Source organism: Polaromonas sp., from assembly GCF_049790275.1.
GTDB lineage: Bacteria > Pseudomonadota > Gammaproteobacteria > Burkholderiales > Burkholderiaceae_C > Polaromonas.
Window position 1 is genome coordinate 1 of the sequence record NZ_JBAQYR010000088.1, and the last position, 17,508, is coordinate 17,508.

Below are 17,508 nucleotides of genomic sequence, written 5' to 3' on the forward strand. Positions count from 1 at the left end.
CGGCCAGGCGGAGGCCTGCGTTGTTCTGGATGTCATTGACGAGGCCCATGCCGTCAGTGTTGTCGGCGGCGATCAGCCAGCCGTCGAACTTCAGGGTGTTAGCTGCCTGCGCCAGCTGCGCGCGTTCGGTGGCGCTGGTGGCTAGCCGGAAGGCTTCGAACTTGAAGGGCACGGTCACGTTGCAGCCGCGTCCGCCGCCGGCTATCCAGCGCTGCAGCGTGCCGGAAAAACCGTCCAGCGGCGCCAGCAGCTTGCTGTAGTCCACGGCCTGTCCGGTCAGCTCCGCAAAACGTGCATGAATGGCAGGTGACTTGCTGTGTTCAACCGGGTTGCCGAGGACGCAATAGTGATCCATGGGGCCGCTCATCGGTCTGTGAGCTTGGTTTCCAGCGTTTCGTCGCGCGTGAACTTGAAGCGCGAAACCACCACGATCTGGTCGGCCTTGCGGCGCATGGCGTCGCTGAAGCGGTCAAACGGCCCGGTGCTGCGCGCAATGCTTTGCGCGCGCCGGTCCAGCGTCAGGTTGCCCGAGGTCTCGGCCACTTCGGTGGACAGGACGCGCCCGTCGAAGTTCACGGTGAGAATCATGGTGAGTTCGCCATACAGCTTCTTGCCGGCCATTTCCGGGAAATTCACCGTGCCCTTTTCCTCGATTTTCCGGCGCAGCGTGTCGTAGTAGATCGCATACACCTCCTCGCGGGTGGCCGGGCTGATGTAGCGCTTCTTGGGCCGGGCATTTTCTTCATTGATGCGGCGCTCGATCTCGGCCAGGATCTTGATCAGCTGCTTGCGTTTTTCCTCGCGTTCAACGTGGGCCGCATCGGTGGCCGCTACCTTGGGGTCGGGCGGCGGCATGGCGGCCAGCTGTTTCTTGAGCTGCGCCAGCAGCAGGGTCTGCTGCTCCTGCATGGCCTCGACCTTGCGCTGCGCATCTTCACTCGCATCGCCGAGCTCCGTCAGCGCCGAAGGCGGCAGGGGGCTGGTGGCGCGGCCTTTTTCCGCCTCGCCGCCGCCGGCCAGCGAGGCCTGGGCAATGGCCTTGGCCTGGTCGGGCCGTTCATTGCTTTTGGCGTTGACCAGGATCACTTCCAGCGGGGTGTCCTGAAAAATGCGGTTGAAACGTTCCGGATCGACAAAACGCACGGTCAGCAGGACCGCATGCACGGCGATGGATACGCCCAGGGCGATTTGCAGGGTGCTGGGGGATTTCACAGGATTGGATTATCGGGGCTAAGCTGCCGCAGCGGCAGCGTCGTCGGCCGGCTCGTTCAGATCGACGGCAATGGAAATCGGACCAGCGGCGATTTCCGATTCGTTGTCTTCTTCTTCCACCTGTTCGGCGGCAGCGTCGTCCACCACCACGTCAAGGCGTTCGACCACCGTGCTGTTCACATCCAGCGTGATCTCGTCGATGTCGCCCAGCCGGATGCGCACCTTCGCGCCGCGCGGCAGCCCCTGGGCACCGGCGGCCGGCAATACCAGCGGCAGGTCGTCGGCACGCACCAGGTTGTCCTTGAAGGCCGTCGCCGTCAGTTCGGTGATCTTGTTCTGTTGCAGGTACTTGAGCGTCCAGTAACGCTCGATGCCGGCCTGGAAACCGTTGTAGGCGCTGTAGGCACCGTCAAAGCCCGAGATGATGGAAAACAGTTCTGCGTCTTTCGGCTTGAAGGGTGCTGCCAGCGCGGCCGTGCGGCCGTGTTTGACGCAGGCGATGATCTGCCACTGGTTGACCAGGTCGGTGTAGCGGCGCAGCGGCGAGGTGGCCCAGGCGTAACTCTTGACGCCAATGCCGGCATGCGGCAGGGCCTTGGTGCCCATGCGCACCTTGACGCCGGGCAGCAGGCTTGCCTGGCTGCGGTAGATGCCGGGCACGCCGTGTGTGGCCAGCCATTCACCCCAGGTGCTGTTGGCCAGGATCATGGCCTCGGCGACGATCAGGTCCAGCGGCGCGCCGCGTTTGCGGATGCTGATGCTGACCGTCTCGTTGCCTTCCGGCTCCTTGCCCGGTGCGATGTCGAGCGAGAAGTTGTAGTCGGGCCGGTTGAAGTTTTCCGGCTTGCCGCGCACCACTTCGCGCTGGGCCTTCAGGTGCAGGGCCAGCCGGTGCAAGAAGGCCAGCTCCACGCCCCAGGGGACGCCGGCCGGCGGCGCGGTCTGCGCTGCTTCAAAGAACGCTTCGTTGAAGGTGGCGTCGAGCTTGTCGTGGCGCAGGTTGCTCACGATGGGCACCTGTTCCAGCCGCGTCACCGACTCACTGATCACCAGCGTGGCTTCGTCGAAGGTCACATACAGCGACAGGGCCGGGCAGTTGCGCCCTTCCTGCAGCGTGTAGCTTTGCACCACCTCGTCGGGCAGCATGGTCAGCTTGTAACCCGGCATGTAGACAGTGGACAGGCGCACGCGCCCGACCGCGTCCACCGGGCTGCCCGGCAGCACCGCGAGGCCGGGTGCGGCAATGTGGATGCCCAGCGTGACCGTACCGCTGCCCAGGCCCTGCACCGACAGCGCGTCGTCGATCTCGGTGGTGCTGGAGTCGTCGATGGAAAACGCCCGGACGTCGGCAAGCGGCAGCTCGTCCGCAATCCTGGGCGCCTGCACGGCCGGGAAACCCGTGCCTTTCGGGAAGTTTTCAAACAGGAAGCGTTTCCAGTGGAACTGGTAGGGCGAGGCAATCGCGCCCGACTGCTGCAGCAAGTCCAGCGGCGCCTTGTGCGCAGAACGCGAGGCCTCGACCACGGCCTTGTATTCGGGGCTGTTCTTGTCGGGCTTGAACAAAATCCTGTAGAGCTGCTCGCGCACCGGCGCCGGGCACTGGCCCCGGGCGAGTTCTTCGGCCCAGGCGCTGATCTGCGCGACGACCTGCTTTTTCTTTTCTATGGCGGCCAGTGCCTGCTGAAGGATCTCGGCCGGCGCTTTCCGGAAGCGGCCCTTGCCGGCGCGCCTGAAATAGTGGGGTGCCTCGAACAGGCGAAACAGGGCTGCAGCCTGCTGCTCGGTGGATGCTGGTTTTGCAGGGTCGGCACTGAAATAGTCACGCGCCAGGTCGGCAAAGCCGAATTCTTCCTCGCTCGCAAATTCCCAGGCCAGGTCGAGTTCAATCTCCTGGCTCAGGCCCTGGCCAGCGCTGACCAGCTGCGCGGGCGTCGGTTTTTCAAATTTCAGCAGTGCGTTGGCCGCCTTGACCTTGACACGTTTGCCCGAGTCGAGCTCGACCTGCAGCGAGGTGTCGGCTTCGGACAAAATGCGGCCGGCCAGAAACTTGCCGGCCTCTTCAAACAATACAAACAAAACGACATCCTTTGGTTACTCCGGCTAGTGTAATCAGCCGGCTCAGAACAGCGCCTTCAACCCAGTGCCAGAAAATCCATGGCTTCCGGCAGATGCCTGTCGAAGTCGCTGATCGCATGGTCACCGCCTTCCAGCAGCTTGATGCGTGCGCCCGGGTAGCGGCCGGTCATTTCGCGCCAGTCCAGCACCTCGTCGCCCTTGGCGATGATGGCGAAGTAGTTTTCCGGCCGTGCCACGGGGCCGTGCTCCAGGGCACGCAGCTCGTCGACAAACCGCGGCTCGAAGAAAAAACGCTCATTCGGGTTGTGCCAGACGGTCTGTTCTCCGATGTAGCCGGCGAGGTCGCGTGCCGGATTCACCGCCGGGTTGAGCAGCGCGGCCTTGCAGGCGCAGTTTTCGGCCACGTGCGTTGCATAAAAGCCCCCCAGCGACGAACCCATCACCGCCATGGTGTCACGGGGCCAGCCGGCGATACCGTCGGCCACCTTTTGCATGGCCTCGCGTGGCGACGGGGGCAGCTGCGGGCACCACCAGACGACGTCAGGGTGGCGGTTTTGCATCCACGTTGCGACCTGCCGGGCTTTGGCGGACTGGGGGGAGGAGCGGAAACCGTGGAGGTAGAGGAGGTGGGTGGTGGGCATGATGAATTCTACGTAAAAAATGGCTTTGGCCAATGACTGGCGCGCGTGAGCAGCTATTGAACTTGTAGCAAATTTATGGCGCTGCCTGTCATCCCGGACTTGATCCGGGATCCATGTCTGCTAACTACTTCAGCTCTTCGCTTGTTTGCAGTTCACCAGCAAGCCGGGGGTTGCCCGGCGGCAACTTACTTTCTTTTTGCGTCGCCAAAAAGAAAGTAAGCAAAGAAAAAGGCGACCCGATGGTCTGGGTCCTTCCGCTTCGCTCCAGGTAACCTGCGCTGTTCGACTCCGGCGGGGGTCGGCAGAACTCGCTGCGCTCGGACAACTGCCGCCCTGATCCCGCTTCCGTCTGCGCTGCTCGGCCCAGCCCGACGGGTGTAAGCGAATACGGGAGCGGATACGGATACGGGGAGACATGACGCGCAAAGCACGTCATGTCGGAGAACGTGGCAGTCATGTTTGCACGCGGCAGCAGCACACCTGGCCAAATGAAGCCCCCGCCATCGCCCAGCGGGGCGAGGGAGGGCGGGGGGAGGGAGTGGGGAGTTGCGCCTACTGTCCACAGCGGACCACCGGCGCAGCGTGATGCCGGGTTAACTTCAATTCACAAACCGCCAGTGCAAGGCTGGCAGATAATCCCTCCTCATGTCCGCTGTTTTCGACAAACCCTCTCTTCTCCAGCGCGCCGCCCCGATGTTCCGGGGCTTTGACGGGCCATTGGCATTTGCGGTTTTCTTGCTGGCCTGTGCGGGCCTGATGATCATGTATTCGTCAGGCTTCGATCACGGGACCCGTTTCGTGGACCATGGTCGCAATATGTTGATTGCGGGCGCCATCATGTTTGTCGTGGCGCAGATTCCGCCGCAGCGCCTGATGGCTTTTGCGGTGCCCTTGTATGTGGCCGGCGTGGCCCTGCTGGTGGCGGTGGCGATTTTCGGCATCACCAAGAAAGGCGCCAAACGCTGGATCAACCTGGGCATCGTGATCCAGCCCAGCGAGATCCTGAAAATAGCCATGCCGCTGATGCTGGCCTGGTGGTTCCAGAAACGCGAGGGCCAGCTGCGGCCCTTTGACTTCCTGGTGGCCTGCCTGCTGCTGGTGGTACCAGTGGGCCTGATCATGAAGCAGCCCGACCTGGGCACCTCGCTGCTGGTGCTGGCCGCGGGGCTGGCGGTGATTTTTTTTGCGGGCTTGAGCTGGAAGCTGATTGCCCCACCCGTATTGATCGGGCTGACCGGCATCTGCCTGGTGGTCTGGTTCGAGCCGCAGCTGTGCGCCGACGGCATGCGCTGGCCGGTGCTGCATGACTACCAGCAGCAGCGCATCTGTACACTGCTTGACCCGACCCGCGACCCGCTGGGCAAGGGCTTTCACATTATCCAGGGCATGATCGCCATCGGCTCGGGGGGCGTGCTGGGCAAGGGTTTCATGCAGGGCACGCAAACCCATCTGGAATTCATTCCCGAGCGCACCACCGATTTCATTTTTGCCGCCTACTCCGAGGAATTCGGGCTGCTGGGCAACCTGGCGCTGATTGGCGCCTTTGTTTTCCTGATTTTCCGCGGCCTGCTTATTGCGCTGGAAGCACCCACGTTGTTCGCGCGGCTGCTGGCGGGCGCCATCACCATGATTTTTTTCACCTATGCCTTCGTCAACATGGGCATGGTCAGCGGCATCCTGCCGGTGGTGGGTGTGCCCTTGCCCTTCATCAGCTACGGCGGCACGGCCATGGTCACCCTGGGGCTGGCAGTCGGGATCCTGATGTCGATCTCCAAGGCCAAACGCCTGGTGCAGTCATGAGCCTCCTGGCGAGGCAGCGCCGGAACGTCGCGCCCCGGAACGGGCGCAGTGGAGGCGCTGCAGTGCTTCGGCTTCGCTGTGCAGCTGCGCTGGCACGGGCGCTGCGCCGAAGCCCCGCTCTGCGGGGATCGACAAGGCGAAGGACTGCGAAGACGCCGAAACTTCCAGGGATGTTTGCTGGTAGTGCAGCTGAGGCGTCAACGTGAGACCCACAGTCACCATCATCGGTGTCGGCAACATGGGCGGGGCCATGGCCGCCAACCTGCTGGCGCAGGGCTGGGCGGTGCAGGTGTGCGACATCGATCCGGCCAGGGTTGCCGATCTGGAGAAAAAAGGGGCTTCGGTCCTTGCTGTACCTGCGCAGGCAGCTATGAATTCAATAGCGTTTGCGGTCTGCGTGGTGGATGCGGTGCAAACCGAAGAAGTGCTGTTCGGCGCACAGGGCCTGGCCTGCATGTTGCAGCCGGGGCATACCGTGCTGCTGTGCCCGACGATTGCGCCGCAGGATGTCGAGTCTTTTGCCACCCGGCTGGCTGCGCTGGGGGTGCACACGGTGGATGCGCCCATGTCGGGCGGGCCGGCGCGGGCGCGCGATGGCACGATGAGCCTGATGGTGGCTTGCCCTGCCGCGGTGTACGAGCAGCAGGCGGGCCTGCTGCAAGCTTTGTCCGGCAAGCTGTTTCGCATCAGCGAGACGCCGGGGGACGGAGCCCGTACCAAGCTGGTCAACAACCTGCTGGCCGGCATCAACCTCGTGGGGGCGGCCGAAGTGCTGGCCCTGGCCGGGCGCTTGGGGCTGGACCCGGAGCGCACCCTGGATGTCATCGAGCAGTCCAGCGGCCAGAGCTGGATAGGGTCGGACCGCATGCGCCGGGCCTTGGCGGGCGACTATGCGCCGCGCGCACACGTGACCCTGCTCGAAAAAGACACCCGTTTGGCGGTTGAAGCGGCGCGCGCAGCCGGCTTTGAAGGCCCGCTGGGCGCGCGGACGAGCCAGGTTTTTGCCGAGGCTCATGAGGCGGGGCTGGCCGGCCTGGATGACGCCGCGATTTTCAAGCACCTGGCCAGCCGGTAAACCCGGCACCACAGGCGGCGGGCAGGGCGTGATGGCCTGCTTTTGGGGTAATGTCTGTTCCGCTGTGCAGAAGCCTTCCTGCAAGGAGGCTGGGGGCAGACTGCCTACAATGAGCCCATGACCGCACTCAAATCCTCGCCTTCGTCTGCCCGCAAGCCAGCACCTGCCTCTGCCTCCGCCAGCCGCCCCAACTCCGACGCCACGTCGGAACGGCTGGCGATCGCGCAAAAGCTGTTGCTGGCGCCGTTCGGGCTGACCGAGGCGCATCTGAGCCGGGCCCTGGGTGAAATCACCTCGCACGGCGTCGACGACGCCGACCTGTACTTCCAGTACACGCGCAGCGAGGGCTGGAGCCTGGAGGAAGGCATCGTCAAAACCGGCTCCTTCAGCATCGACCAGGGGGTGGGCGTGCGTGCGGTCAGCGGCGAAAAAACCGCGTTTGCCTATTCCGACGATATCTCCGAGGCGTCGCTGCTGGATGCGGCACGCACTGTGCGCACCATCTCGGGGGCCACCCGCGTCGGCCGCGTCAAGGTGCCGTCGCGCAAGGTCGCGCCCGGCCGATCACTGTACCGGGACATGGACCCGATTGCGACGCTGGACAGCACGGCCAAGGTCAAGCTGCTGGAGCGGGTGGAAAAGCTCGCCAAGGCCAGGGACCCGCGCATCGTGCAGGTCATGGCCGGACTGGCCAGCGAATACGACGTGGTGATGGTCGCGCGCGCCGACGGCACGCTGGCCGCTGACGTGCGGCCGCTGGTGCGCCTGTCGGTCACCGTGATCGCCGAGAAAAAAGTCGCCGGTGTGAGCCGCCGCGAAATGGGGTCGGGTGGCGGCGGTGGCCGTTTCGGCCTGGCCTATTTCGACGAGGCGCAGATCAACGAATACGTCAATGACGCGGTGACCGCGGCCCTGTCCAACCTGGAGGCGCGACCGGCCCCGGCCGGCGAAATGACCGTGGTGCTGGGCCCCGGCTGGCCCGGCATCCTGCTGCACGAAGCCATCGGCCACGGCCTGGAAGGCGACTTCAACCGCAAAGGATCAAGCGCGTTTTCGGGCCGTATCGGTGAACGTGTGGCAGCCAAGGGGGTGACTGTGCTGGACGACGGCACGATTGCCGACCGCCGCGGCTCGCTCAACGTCGATGACGAAGGCCACGCCAGCCAGCGCAACGTGCTGATCGAGGACGGCATCCTCAAAGGCTACATCCAGGACTCGCTGAACGCGCGCCTGTCCGGCGTGAAGCCCACCGGCAACGGCCGCCGCGAAAGTTATGCCCATGTGCCGATGCCGCGCATGACCAACACCTACATGCTGGGCGGCGACAAGGCGCCGGAAGAAATTGTCGCCAGCATCAAGAAAGGCCTGTACGCCACCAATTTCGGCGGCGGCCAGGTGGACATCACCTCGGGCAAGTTCGTGTTCTCCGCGAGCGAGGCCTTCTGGGTTGAAAACGGCAAGATCCTGTATCCGGTCAAGGGTGCGACGATTGTCGGCAACGGCCCGGATGCGCTGACCCGGGTCACCATGATTGCCAACGACATGCAGCTCGACAGCGGCGTCGGCACCTGCGGCAAGGAAGGCCAGAGTGTGCCGGTGGGTGTCGGCCAGCCGACCCTGCGCATTGACGGCCTGACGGTGGGCGGCACAGCCTGACACCTTTGCAGATCTGTCCATGAGTGACTCCTCGCCCAACTCGGCGTTGCCGATCAATCCGTCAACGCAGCTTCCCAGCATCCAGAGTTTTGGCGAACTCAGCCATTTTCTGCGTTCGGCCATGGCCGACGAGGAGTCGCTGCAACTGGCTGACGGCATGGGTGGCCTGGCGGCAAGCATCGAAGCCGTGCTGTCCGGCCTCAAGCGCGCTGCCGACCCGGCGGCCCAGGCTCCGGCATTGATGGACCTGATGACCATCCTGCGAGAACATCGCGCGCTGGTGATCGCGCTGTCGCCCGCCTGGCGGGGCCTCTACGAATACGCTTCCTATCTGGCTGCGCTGAACAACTTCCGTGTGCTGATCGGCGAGTGGCTGCTTGCGGCGACGCCGAAGGCCGCGTCGGCGTCGGGACAGATCAAGGCCATCAGCTTTGAAGACTTCGAACTGGTGGGATGGCGCACGCTGGGCGAGGGCATGCTGCTGATCGACATGTACGAACAGCTGGCCGGGAAGGAGGCGGGCGACTCCACCGCCGCGGCCTTCGATGAAGTGCGGGCGGCGCGGGCCAGAACCTGGTGGGAGCGCCTGCGCGGCTAGACCGGCCCCCACGGTCGCGCACTGCGTGTCGCTTCCTGCCCCCCGAGGGGGCCACTGCGCCTGCGGGCCGGCAAAGCGGGACCCGCGGCCCCTGCTTGAAAGGAGATACCTTCCCGCGATCTCGGATGGTGTGGAGAAGGCCCGCGCGCTTGTTGTTTCGCCCGCGCTGCGGCTTGTGCTACATTCCAGCCATGACCTCCGCGAAATCTTATTTTGCTTACTTTTGGTTCTCAAGCGCCTCCGGCGGTAGAGAGATCCTCGCGTAAGCAGAAAATGACGCAACAGTTTCTTGAAAACCGCCGGGCCCCGGCGGTTTTTTTTTGCCTTGTCCATTTGCCGAATCGATTTTGAACGTTCTAAAAGGAAGCCAGCCATGAATGCCAAAGCCAACCCAGCCAGCGATGCCTGGTATGCGAGCCCTGTCGACAAAACCAGCGAGACAGACGACGAACGTATCAAGGACATCACTGTGTTACCCCCGCCCGAGCATTTGATCCGCTTCTTCCCGATCAGCGGCACCGCCGTTGAATCGCTGATCACCCAGACACGTGGCAACATCCACCGCATCATGGCGGGCAAGGACGACCGCCTGCTCGTGGTGATCGGCCCGTGTTCCATCCATGATCCGGCAGCGGCGCTCGACTATGCGCGCCGCCTGGCCGTGCAGCGCGAAAAATATGCGGGCACGCTGGAAATCGTGATGCGCGTGTACTTTGAAAAACCGCGCACCACGGTGGGCTGGAAAGGCCTGATCAACGATCCTTACCTGGATGAAACCTACCGCATCGACGAAGGCCTGCGCATCGCGCGGCAACTGCTGATCGACATCAATCGCCTGGGCCTGCCGGCCGGCAGCGAGTTCCTGGACGTGATCTCGCCGCAGTACATCGGCGACCTGATCGCCTGGGGCGCCATCGGCGCGCGCACGACGGAAAGCCAGGTGCACCGCGAACTGGCGTCCGGCCTGTCGGCGCCCATCGGCTTCAAGAACGGCACCGACGGCAACATCCGCATTGCCACCGACGCGATCCAGGCGGCCGCACGCGGCCATCACTTCCTGTCGGTGCACAAGAACGGCCAGGTGGCGATTGTGCAGACCAGCGGCAACAAGGACTGCCATGTGATCCTGCGCGGCGGCAAGGCGCCCAACTACGATGCGGCCAGCGTGGGTGCAGCCTGCAAGGAACTGGAAGCGGCGAAACTGCCGGCCACGCTGATGGTCGATTGCAGCCATGCCAACAGCTCCAAGCAGCACGAAAAGCAGCTGGATGTGGCACGCGACATTGCTGCCCAGGTGGCGGGAGGCTCGCGGCAGGTGTTTGGCCTGATGGTGGAAAGCCACCTGCAGCCCGGTGCCCAGAAATTCACACCGGGCAAGGACGATGCAAAGAAGCTGGAGTACGGCAAAAGCATCACGGACGCCTGCCTGAGCTGGGACGATTCGCTGAAACTGCTGGATGTGTTGTCGGAGGCGGTGAAGCTCCGGCGCAACGCTTGACGCTTGCTCCCCCATTTGAGGGATGGTTTGCCGGTCAATTGATGTTAAATTGTTAGCCTGCCGTTACATATCGGCCGGAACCACTGCGTTACCGCTCAAGAACCAGAGCAGTCGATCAATGAAAGCATCATGTCTTTTGAGCAACCTGTTCTCTGGTTAGGTCTGGCCGGGTTCACACCCGAGCAGCGTGATCAGCTTTCTTCACAGCTCGCCCTGATGCCCAAGGGGGGACCCTCCTGGCGCGTTGGTGCCTTCGCGGAGGCCGACGGCTGGCTGGTTGCCGGCGAAAAGTGCCGGCTGGTAGGTGCTGACACCCTGAAAATCCTGGCTGGCTTGCCGACTGAGCGGGCTGTGCAGCTTGATCTGGACGAGGTAGACCGGCCGATTGCCTTTGCCCTGCCGCTGGCCTCCAGTGATTTCGACCCCAAGCACACCTTCGACCTGAACTCGGCGGCCAGTCTTCACCAGGCCCTGCAGCAATTCGAGAGCTGGCTTCGGCCCCTGCGTTCGCAGTTTGCGCTGGGGGGGCAACTGATCGCGCGCGAAAGCGAACTGCTGCCCGGCATTTACCACGTCAGCCAGAAGGGTGCGCTATTGGCAGTGATGGATTTTCACGAATGGCGCATCGGGATTGCACGCCGGGCCGATCCCGTCGATTTTGAGCAGGCCCACTGGGACAGGCGCCCCCTGGAGGCGCACGATATCCCCGCGCATTTTCTGCGCAGCAGCCTGACACAACTGCGCTGGATCTATGCGCAGCGTACCGAGCGCGATGTGCTGCCGCCGCGGTATCGCAGCAGGCCGGTCTATTTTCGCCACGCGCCGGCTGTGCCCACGCGCTGGCTCAGGGACTCGCAGTTGTTGCTCCTGCGCGAGCTGTCGGTCGAAGGTGGGGATTTTGACGCCCTGCAGCGCCGCACCGCGCTGGCGCCCGGCCAGCTGGCGCGGGACCTGGCCAGCCTGTATTTCGCCGGTTCAGTCACCACCACGCCGGACAAGGCCGGTACGGCTGCTTTTTCTGTTGGTGAGGACAGCCTGCCCGGTAAAAAGCACAACGGGCTGGCCCAGGCTGCAGCTGCGGCGCGGTCCGCCAGCGTCAACGCCAGTGCCGTACCCCGGCGGGATCTGACCGCACCGGCGCAGCTGGGGCGCAAATAAGTTAGTGCGCTGTTCCCGGGGCAGGTGCGCGGGTTTTAGCGGATTGCCCGATGCAGCGACGGCGTTCATGCTGAGACCTCCCTTTTTTTGATACCGAGGCAGCCATGCGCAGCGAAGTCACCGTGGCCTTCAAAAACAGCCCGCCCTTGCGGGTAGACCTCAATGAAGTGCAACCCATGCCGCACGATGCGGCCAGGGCCTGGCTTGATGAGCAGTTCACCCGGATGGACTGCGAGCCCCTGCGGCCTACCGGCAAATTGCTGATGGCCGACAAGGTGCTGGTGGTGGCCCAAGCCGCAGGCCCCGGGCAGTTTGCCGATGCCGCCTGGGCGCAGGCTTTTGCACGCGCCGCCAGTGCCTCGCTGGCCAAGCCGGTGATCCACATCGACGTGGCGGCCATGGCGATCAGTTACTAGCATCTTTCAGTGCCATTTTGGCCTCCAGCCCTCCAGCCCTTCAGGCACGGGCGCAAGAAGCTATCAAAAGCGTAGCAAATTATTCCGCATTCAAGGCTGCCAGCAGCCTGGCATGAATACCGCCAAAGCCGCCGTTGCTCATGCACAGCAGATGGTCGCCGGGTCTGGCGGCCGCCTGGACCTGTGTCACCAGCTGGTCGATGGTGTCTGCCACCTGCGCGCGTTCACCCATGGGCGCCAGCGCAGCCCGGGCGTCCCAGTCCAGTCCACCGGCGTGGCAGAAAGCCAGGTCGGCCTGCTCCAGGCTCCAGGGCAGTTGCGCCGTCATGGTGCCCAGCTTCATGGTGTTGCTGCGCGGCTCGAAGATGGCCAGGATGCGCTGGCCCCCCCCCGTGCTGGCCAATTGGCGCCGCAGGCCGTCGATGGTGGTGTGAATGGCTGTCGGGTGGTGCGCAAAATCGTCATACACGGTGATGGTGCCGCCGGCGCGTGCCACTGTGCCGCGCACCTCCATGCGGCGCCTGACGTTCTCGAAGCTGCGCAAGGCCTCGGCGGCGGCTTCTGGCGCCACGCCCACATGCTCGGCCGCGGCAATGGCGGCCAGTGCATTGAGCTGGTTGTGCATGCCGCCGATGGCCCACTCGACCCGTGCCACCTTGCGGCCGTCCCGGAACACGTCGAAAGCGTCGGGTTCCCCCTGGGCCGAGAAGCCTTCGGCCGCAGCGCCGCCGAAAAGTACCCGCTCACTCCAGCAGCCCTGGGCCAGCACACGGGCCAGGCTGTCTTCGCGGGCATTGACAACAATCCGGCCGGTGCCGGGCACCGTGCGCACCAGGTGGTGGAACTGGCGCTCGATCGCCGCGAGGTTGTCAAAGATGTCGGCGTGGTCGAACTCAAGGTTGTTCAGGATGGCGGTGCGCGGCCGGTAGTGGACGAACTTGCTGCGCTTGTCGAAAAACGCGGTGTCATATTCGTCGGCCTCGATCACAAAGGTGTTGCCGGTGCCAAGGCGGGCCGACACGCCGAAATTAAGCGGCACGCCGCCGACCAGAAAGCCCGGCTGCAGGCCGGCACATTCAAGAATCCAGCTCAGCATGGCCGTCGTGGTGGTTTTGCCGTGGGTGCCGGCCACCGCCAGCACATGGCGGGGACCGGTGGGGTGGTGCGTCGGATGGTGCAGCACATGGCCGGACAACCACTGCGGTCCGCTGGTGTAAGGTACGCCGGCGTCCAGAATGGCTTCCATCAGGGGGAATTTGGGTTCGCCGCTGGCGTCATGGGCGCGGGACACCACGTTGCCGACCACGAACACGTCGGGTGCAAACGCCATCTGGTCGGCGCCGTAACCTTCGATCAACTCGATCCCCAGCGCGCGCAACTGATCGCTCATGGGGGGATAGACGCCGGTGTCGCAACCGGTCACCTTGTGCCCGGCCTCGCGTGCCAGTGCGGCCAGGCCACCCATGAAGGTGCCGCAAATTCCGAGGATGTGTATGTGCATGCAGGGTATTCTAGGAGGCAAGCCGGCTGCGCCGCCGCGGCCTGCCATTTTTGCGGAGGGTGACCGGAAAATATGGTAAAAAAGCCCCCCAATCCTTATGCGACAAGCGCTGCAAGCTATCAATTCGATAGTGGCCGGACCGGGGCTGAAGCGGCCTGAGGACCGTCTGCAACTTGGGTAGCCGCGGCAGGGGCCATCCCCGCCGGGTCAACCCGTCACTTCGCCGAAAAATACCATGAGCCCGCATACTCTGAAACTCGAAATCGCCGCCACCGCTGCTGCGCTGGTCGTCGAAGAGGGGCTGGAATATGGCCCCGCCAAGCGCTGCGCCGTCAAGCAAATGAATTTGCCTGGTCGCAGCGAACTGCCCGGCAATGACGAGGTGGAAGATGCAGTGCGCGAATACATCGCACTGTTTTGCGCCGACACCCAGCCGGCGGAACTGGACGCGCTGCGCGAACTGGCCCTGACGTGGATGAAGCGCATGGCCGCGTTCCGACCCTACCTGGGCGGCGCGGTCTGGCACGGTACGGCGACGCGGCTCTCCGACATTTATATCCAGCTCTTTTGCGACGACCCCAAATCCGCAGAAATCGCGTTGATCGAGCACCAAGTCGACTACGAACCGCGTACCGTGACCGGTTTTACCGGCGACAGTGTGGAAGCCCTCAGTGTGCGCAGCCTGTGCAAGCCGCTGCAGGAAACCGTGGGGGTGCACCTGATGATTTACGACCACGACCATTTGCGCGGTGCCTTGCGCCCCGATGCCAAAGGTCGCAAGCCACGCGGGGACTTGGCGGACGTGCAAAAATTGCTGATGACCGGCCCGGACTCCTCCTCATGAAACGCAGGCAGCTGATGCTTGGCGGCGCGGCGGCCTTGGCCGCGCTGGCCGGCGCCGGGGTGGCCTGGTGGCAAACCTCCGCGCCCAACCAGGCCGCGGGTACCGGTGGGCCGGAAGGCGTTCCCGGACCTTTCTGGGCGCAAATTTTCGATACCCCGGACGGTGCCCGGCTGGCACTGGCCAGTTTTTCCGGCAAGCCCCTGCTGGTCAATTTCTGGGCCACCTGGTGTCCACCCTGTATCGAGGAGCTGCCACTTCTTGATCGCTTTTATCAAGAAAATAAGTCTAAAAGCTGGCAAGTTGTGGGATTGGCCGTTGATCAGCCGGCGGCGGTACGCACCTGGCTGCAGCACAAACCTCTCAGTTTTCCGGTGGCCATGGCTGGTTTCGCGGGCACGGAACTCAGCAAATCCCTGGGTAACCTGTCCGGAGGGCTACCGTTCACTGTTGTGTTTGGCGTATCGGGTCAATTGCTGCATCGCAGGAGCGGCAAGGTTTCACCCGAAGACCTGGCCCAGTGGGCCCAGCTGGGCTGATACAGATCGGGTTTCCTGAATCCTTGTAACCAGCTGGAACTGGGGTAAAGTTCGTTCTTGCCCGGCGCTGGTCGGGAGGAGGAGCGTGATGAGCGTACTGGTATTGCATGGACCCAACCTGAATTTGCTTGGCACTAGAGAGCCGCAGATTTATGGATCGACGACTTTGGACCAGATTAATGAAGATTTGGTCAAGTTCGCTGCAGATCGCGGTGTTTTGCTCCAGACTTTTCAGAGCAACCACGAGGGAGCGTTGGTGGACCGGGTCCAGCAGGCGCGTGTTGACGGGACAGCTTTCATTGTCATCAATCCGGCAGCCTTTACCCACACCAGTGTGGCAATTCGCGATGCCATTGCGGCCGTCGCCCTGCCATTCATCGAGGTCCATTTGTCGAACGTTCACCGGCGTGAAGCTTTCCGCCACCATTCCTATTTCTCTGACCTGGCCGAAGCCGTGATGGCAGGTTTTGGTCCGGCGGGTTATCGCTATGCGGTAGACTTCGCCCTTTCCCGTCTGGCCAAAACAGCCTGAATTAATAAAACTACTGATTTTTAGACGCCGAAAGGTGTACAAAGCGGGGTTTAGGCGCAAATAAACGCCTTGCCCGCCTGTCATCCTGCCAGCAAGAATGAATGTCAGAGGTGTGCGTTTGAGCACCCACCGTCGTTGGAGAAACCATGGATCTAAGAAAACTCAAGACACTGATTGACCTCGTTTCCGAGTCCAATGTGTCCGAACTGGAAATCACCGAGGCTGAAGGCAAGGTACGCATTGTCAAGTCGGGCGGCACGCCCATGGTGATGCAGGCGCCAGTGGCCATGGCGCCTGCGACGGCGGCTGGTCCCGCCGCCGCACCGGCAGCACCGGTGGAAGCGGCACCTGCCGCGCCAGTCGGCCATGCGGTCAAGTCTCCCATGGTGGGCACCTTCTACCGCTCCTCCAGCCCCGGCGCCAAGGCGTACGTGGAAGTGGGCAGCCAGGTCAAGGAAGGCGAAACCATCTGCATCATCGAGGCGATGAAAATCCTCAATGAAATCGAAGCGGACAAATCCGGCACCATCACCCGCATCCTGTGCGAGAACGGCCAGGCGGTGGAATACGGACAACCACTCTTCATGATCGAGTGATCGCCGCATGTTCAAAAAGATACTGATCGCCAACCGCGGCGAAATCGCACTGCGTATCCAGCGCGCCTGCCGGGAACTCGGCGTCAAGGCCGTGATGGTTTATTCGGAAGCCGACCGCGAGGCCAAGTACATCAAGCTGGCCGACGAGTCGGTCTGCATCGGCCCGGCGCCCTCGGCGCTGAGTTACCTCAACATGCCGGCCATTATTTCGGCCGCTGAGGTGACGGATGCCGAGGCCATCCACCCCGGTTACGGTTTCCTGAGCGAAAACGCCGACTTCGCCGAGCGCGTGGAGAAAAGCGGCTTCAAATTCATAGGCCCGACGCCAGAGTCGATCCGCATCATGGGCGACAAGGTCTCGGCCAAGCAGACCATGATCAAGGCCGGTGTGCCCTGTGTGCCCGGCTCGGAAGGCGCCTTGCCGGACGATGCGGCGGTGATCAAGCGTACCGCCAAGCAGGTGGGTTACCCGGTGATCATCAAGGCGGCCGGTGGCGGCGGCGGGCGCGGCATGCGGGTGGTGCACACCGAGGCGGCGCTGCTGCATGCGGTGCAGACCACCAAGGCCGAAGCGGGCGCTGCCTTTGGCAATCCCGAGGTCTACATGGAAAAATTCCTGCAGAACCCGCGCCATATCGAAATCCAGATCCTGGCCGACCAACACAAGAATGCGGTCTGGCTCGGTGAGCGTGATTGCTCCATGCAGCGGCGCCACCAGAAAGTCATTGAAGAGGCGCCGGCGCCGGGCATTCCGCGCAAGCTGATCGAACGCATTGGCGAGCGCTGCGTGGCGGCCGTCAAGAAGATTGGTTACCGCGGTGCGGGCACCTTCGAGTTTCTGTATGAAAACGGCGAGTTCTACTTCATCGAGATGAACACGCGGGTCCAGGTCGAGCACCCCGTGACCGAGTGGGTGACCGGTGTGGACATTGTGAGGACGCAGATCGAGGTGGCGGCTGGTGAAAAACTGCCGTTCACCCAGCGCCAGATAGAAATCAAGGGCCATGCCATTGAATGCCGCATCAATGCGGAAGACCCCTACAAGTTTGTTCCTTCTCCCGGACGCATCACTACCTGGCACACGCCGGGCGGGCCGGGCGTGCGGGTGGATTCGCACATCTACGCCAACTATTTTGTGCCGCCCAATTACGACTCGATGATCGGCAAGATCATTGTTCACGGCGACACGCGTGAACAGGCGCTCGCCCGCATGCGCACGGCGCTGGCCGAGACCGTGGTCGAGGGCATCAACACCAACATTGCATTGCACCGCGAACTGATGGTCGATGCCAAGTTCATGGATGGCGGCACCAATATCCATTACCTTGAAGAGTGGTTGTCGCAGCGGGACAGGTGAGGCCCCCACGGT

General features: G+C 63.2%; 16 protein-coding genes and 1 pseudogene. 12 read left to right on the plus strand and 5 right to left on the minus strand.

Features of this window, described 5'->3' with window-relative positions; all coding sequences use genetic code 11:
- From aroE to WA904_RS11640, 4 genes and pseudogenes are all read right to left on the minus strand, one after another.
- Positions 1-367: pseudogene (aroE, locus tag WA904_RS11625) on the minus strand (shikimate dehydrogenase); the annotation flags it as partial.
- Positions 364-1,212, minus strand: a complete 849-nt coding sequence (locus WA904_RS11630) for an energy transducer TonB (RefSeq protein ID WP_425197283.1) — start codon at positions 1,210-1,212, stop codon at positions 364-366. The pseudogene aroE and the gene WA904_RS11630, both read right to left, overlap by 4 nt.
- A gap of 18 nt (positions 1,213-1,230) precedes the next feature.
- Entirely contained in the window at positions 1,231-3,288 is a 2,058-nt protein-coding gene (locus WA904_RS11635) for a ribonuclease catalytic domain-containing protein (protein ID WP_425197284.1), read from the minus strand.
- A gap of 56 nt (positions 3,289-3,344) precedes the next feature.
- A complete protein-coding gene (locus WA904_RS11640; protein ID WP_425197285.1) occupies positions 3,345-3,929 on the minus strand; it encodes a YqiA/YcfP family alpha/beta fold hydrolase in 585 nt (194 codons plus the stop codon).
- Positions 3,930-4,574: 645 nt separating this feature from the next.
- Here WA904_RS11640 and rodA point away from each other — a divergent pair.
- The 7 genes from rodA to WA904_RS11675 all read left to right on the plus strand — a co-directional run bounded on the left by rodA (position 4,575) and on the right by WA904_RS11675 (position 12,130).
- Positions 4,575-5,729 carry a rod shape-determining protein RodA gene (gene rodA / locus WA904_RS11645; RefSeq protein WP_425197286.1) on the plus strand — a complete coding sequence of 385 codons (1,155 nt, stop codon included), beginning with the start codon at positions 4,575-4,577 and terminating at the stop codon, positions 5,727-5,729.
- Between the two features lie 202 nt (positions 5,730-5,931).
- Positions 5,932-6,804, plus strand: a complete 873-nt coding sequence (locus WA904_RS11650; protein ID WP_425197287.1) for an NAD(P)-dependent oxidoreductase — start codon at positions 5,932-5,934, stop codon at positions 6,802-6,804.
- A 117-nt stretch (positions 6,805-6,921) separates the two neighbouring features.
- On the plus strand, positions 6,922-8,460 hold the full coding sequence (gene tldD, locus WA904_RS11655) for a metalloprotease TldD (RefSeq protein WP_425197288.1): 1,539 nt from the start codon (positions 6,922-6,924) through the stop codon (positions 8,458-8,460).
- A gap of 19 nt (positions 8,461-8,479) precedes the next feature.
- Positions 8,480-9,058, plus strand: a complete 579-nt coding sequence (locus WA904_RS11660) for a hypothetical protein (protein WP_425197289.1) — start codon at positions 8,480-8,482, stop codon at positions 9,056-9,058.
- Between the two features lie 373 nt (positions 9,059-9,431).
- A complete protein-coding gene (locus tag WA904_RS11665) occupies positions 9,432-10,556 on the plus strand; it encodes a 3-deoxy-7-phosphoheptulonate synthase (protein WP_425197290.1) in 1,125 nt (374 codons plus the stop codon).
- Positions 10,557-10,685: 129 nt separating this feature from the next.
- The gene (locus WA904_RS11670; protein ID WP_425197291.1) at positions 10,686-11,714 is read left to right on the plus strand and encodes a hypothetical protein; all 1,029 of its coding nucleotides are present in this window, start codon (positions 10,686-10,688) and stop codon (positions 11,712-11,714) included.
- 104 nt (positions 11,715-11,818) lie between these two features.
- Entirely contained in the window at positions 11,819-12,130 is a 312-nt protein-coding gene (locus WA904_RS11675; protein ID WP_425197292.1) for a hypothetical protein, read from the plus strand.
- Between the two features lie 79 nt (positions 12,131-12,209).
- Here the strand turns inward: WA904_RS11675 and mpl are convergent, their stop codons facing one another.
- Positions 12,210-13,631, minus strand: coding sequence for a UDP-N-acetylmuramate:L-alanyl-gamma-D-glutamyl-meso-diaminopimelate ligase (gene mpl / locus WA904_RS11680; protein WP_425197293.1), 1,422 nt, complete (start codon positions 13,629-13,631; stop codon positions 12,210-12,212).
- Positions 13,632-13,866: 235 nt separating this feature from the next.
- Here mpl and WA904_RS11685 point away from each other — a divergent pair, with 235 nt between their 5' ends.
- The 5 genes from WA904_RS11685 (at position 13,867) to accC (ending at position 17,496) form a co-directional block, all read left to right on the plus strand.
- Complete coding sequence (locus WA904_RS11685) at positions 13,867-14,475, plus strand: hypothetical protein (RefSeq protein ID WP_425197294.1); 609 nt, start codon at positions 13,867-13,869, stop codon at positions 14,473-14,475.
- Positions 14,472-15,011, plus strand: a complete 540-nt coding sequence (locus tag WA904_RS11690) for a TlpA family protein disulfide reductase (protein ID WP_425197295.1) — start codon at positions 14,472-14,474, stop codon at positions 15,009-15,011. The genes WA904_RS11685 and WA904_RS11690 overlap by 4 nt, the downstream gene beginning before the upstream one ends.
- An 88-nt stretch (positions 15,012-15,099) precedes the next feature.
- The gene (aroQ, locus tag WA904_RS11695; RefSeq protein ID WP_425197296.1) at positions 15,100-15,543 is read left to right on the plus strand and encodes a type II 3-dehydroquinate dehydratase; all 444 of its coding nucleotides are present in this window, start codon (positions 15,100-15,102) and stop codon (positions 15,541-15,543) included.
- 146 nt (positions 15,544-15,689) lie between these two features.
- The gene (gene accB / locus WA904_RS11700; protein ID WP_425197297.1) at positions 15,690-16,139 is read left to right on the plus strand and encodes an acetyl-CoA carboxylase biotin carboxyl carrier protein; all 450 of its coding nucleotides are present in this window, start codon (positions 15,690-15,692) and stop codon (positions 16,137-16,139) included.
- A gap of 7 nt (positions 16,140-16,146) precedes the next feature.
- The gene (gene accC, locus WA904_RS11705; protein WP_425197298.1) at positions 16,147-17,496 is read left to right on the plus strand and encodes an acetyl-CoA carboxylase biotin carboxylase subunit; all 1,350 of its coding nucleotides are present in this window, start codon (positions 16,147-16,149) and stop codon (positions 17,494-17,496) included.
- Positions 17,497-17,508 lie beyond the last annotated feature (12 nt).

Excerpts from the sequence above, each read along its gene's own strand:
- WA904_RS11670 (WP_425197291.1), top strand. The coding sequence starts at position 10,686 with ATGTCTTTTGAGCAACCTGTTCTCTGGTTAGGTCTGGCCGGGTTCACA.
- WA904_RS11690 (WP_425197295.1), top strand. The coding sequence starts at position 14,472 with ATGAAACGCAGGCAGCTGATGCTTGGCGGCGCGGCGGCCTTGGCCGCG.
- WA904_RS11665 (WP_425197290.1), top strand. The coding sequence starts at position 9,432 with ATGAATGCCAAAGCCAACCCAGCCAGCGATGCCTGGTATGCGAGCCCT.
- WA904_RS11660 (WP_425197289.1), top strand. The coding sequence starts at position 8,480 with ATGAGTGACTCCTCGCCCAACTCGGCGTTGCCGATCAATCCGTCAACG.
- aroQ (WP_425197296.1), top strand. The coding sequence starts at position 15,100 with ATGAGCGTACTGGTATTGCATGGACCCAACCTGAATTTGCTTGGCACT.
- tldD (WP_425197288.1), top strand. The coding sequence starts at position 6,922 with ATGACCGCACTCAAATCCTCGCCTTCGTCTGCCCGCAAGCCAGCACCT.
- mpl (WP_425197293.1), bottom strand. The coding sequence starts at position 13,631 with ATGCACATACACATCCTCGGAATTTGCGGCACCTTCATGGGTGGCCTG.
- accC (WP_425197298.1), top strand. The coding sequence starts at position 16,147 with ATGTTCAAAAAGATACTGATCGCCAACCGCGGCGAAATCGCACTGCGT.
- WA904_RS11685 (WP_425197294.1), top strand. The coding sequence starts at position 13,867 with ATGAGCCCGCATACTCTGAAACTCGAAATCGCCGCCACCGCTGCTGCG.
- WA904_RS11640 (WP_425197285.1), bottom strand. The coding sequence starts at position 3,929 with ATGCCCACCACCCACCTCCTCTACCTCCACGGTTTCCGCTCCTCCCCC.
- accB (WP_425197297.1), top strand. The coding sequence starts at position 15,690 with ATGGATCTAAGAAAACTCAAGACACTGATTGACCTCGTTTCCGAGTCC.
- rodA (WP_425197286.1), top strand. The coding sequence starts at position 4,575 with ATGTCCGCTGTTTTCGACAAACCCTCTCTTCTCCAGCGCGCCGCCCCG.
- WA904_RS11675 (WP_425197292.1), top strand. The coding sequence starts at position 11,819 with ATGCGCAGCGAAGTCACCGTGGCCTTCAAAAACAGCCCGCCCTTGCGG.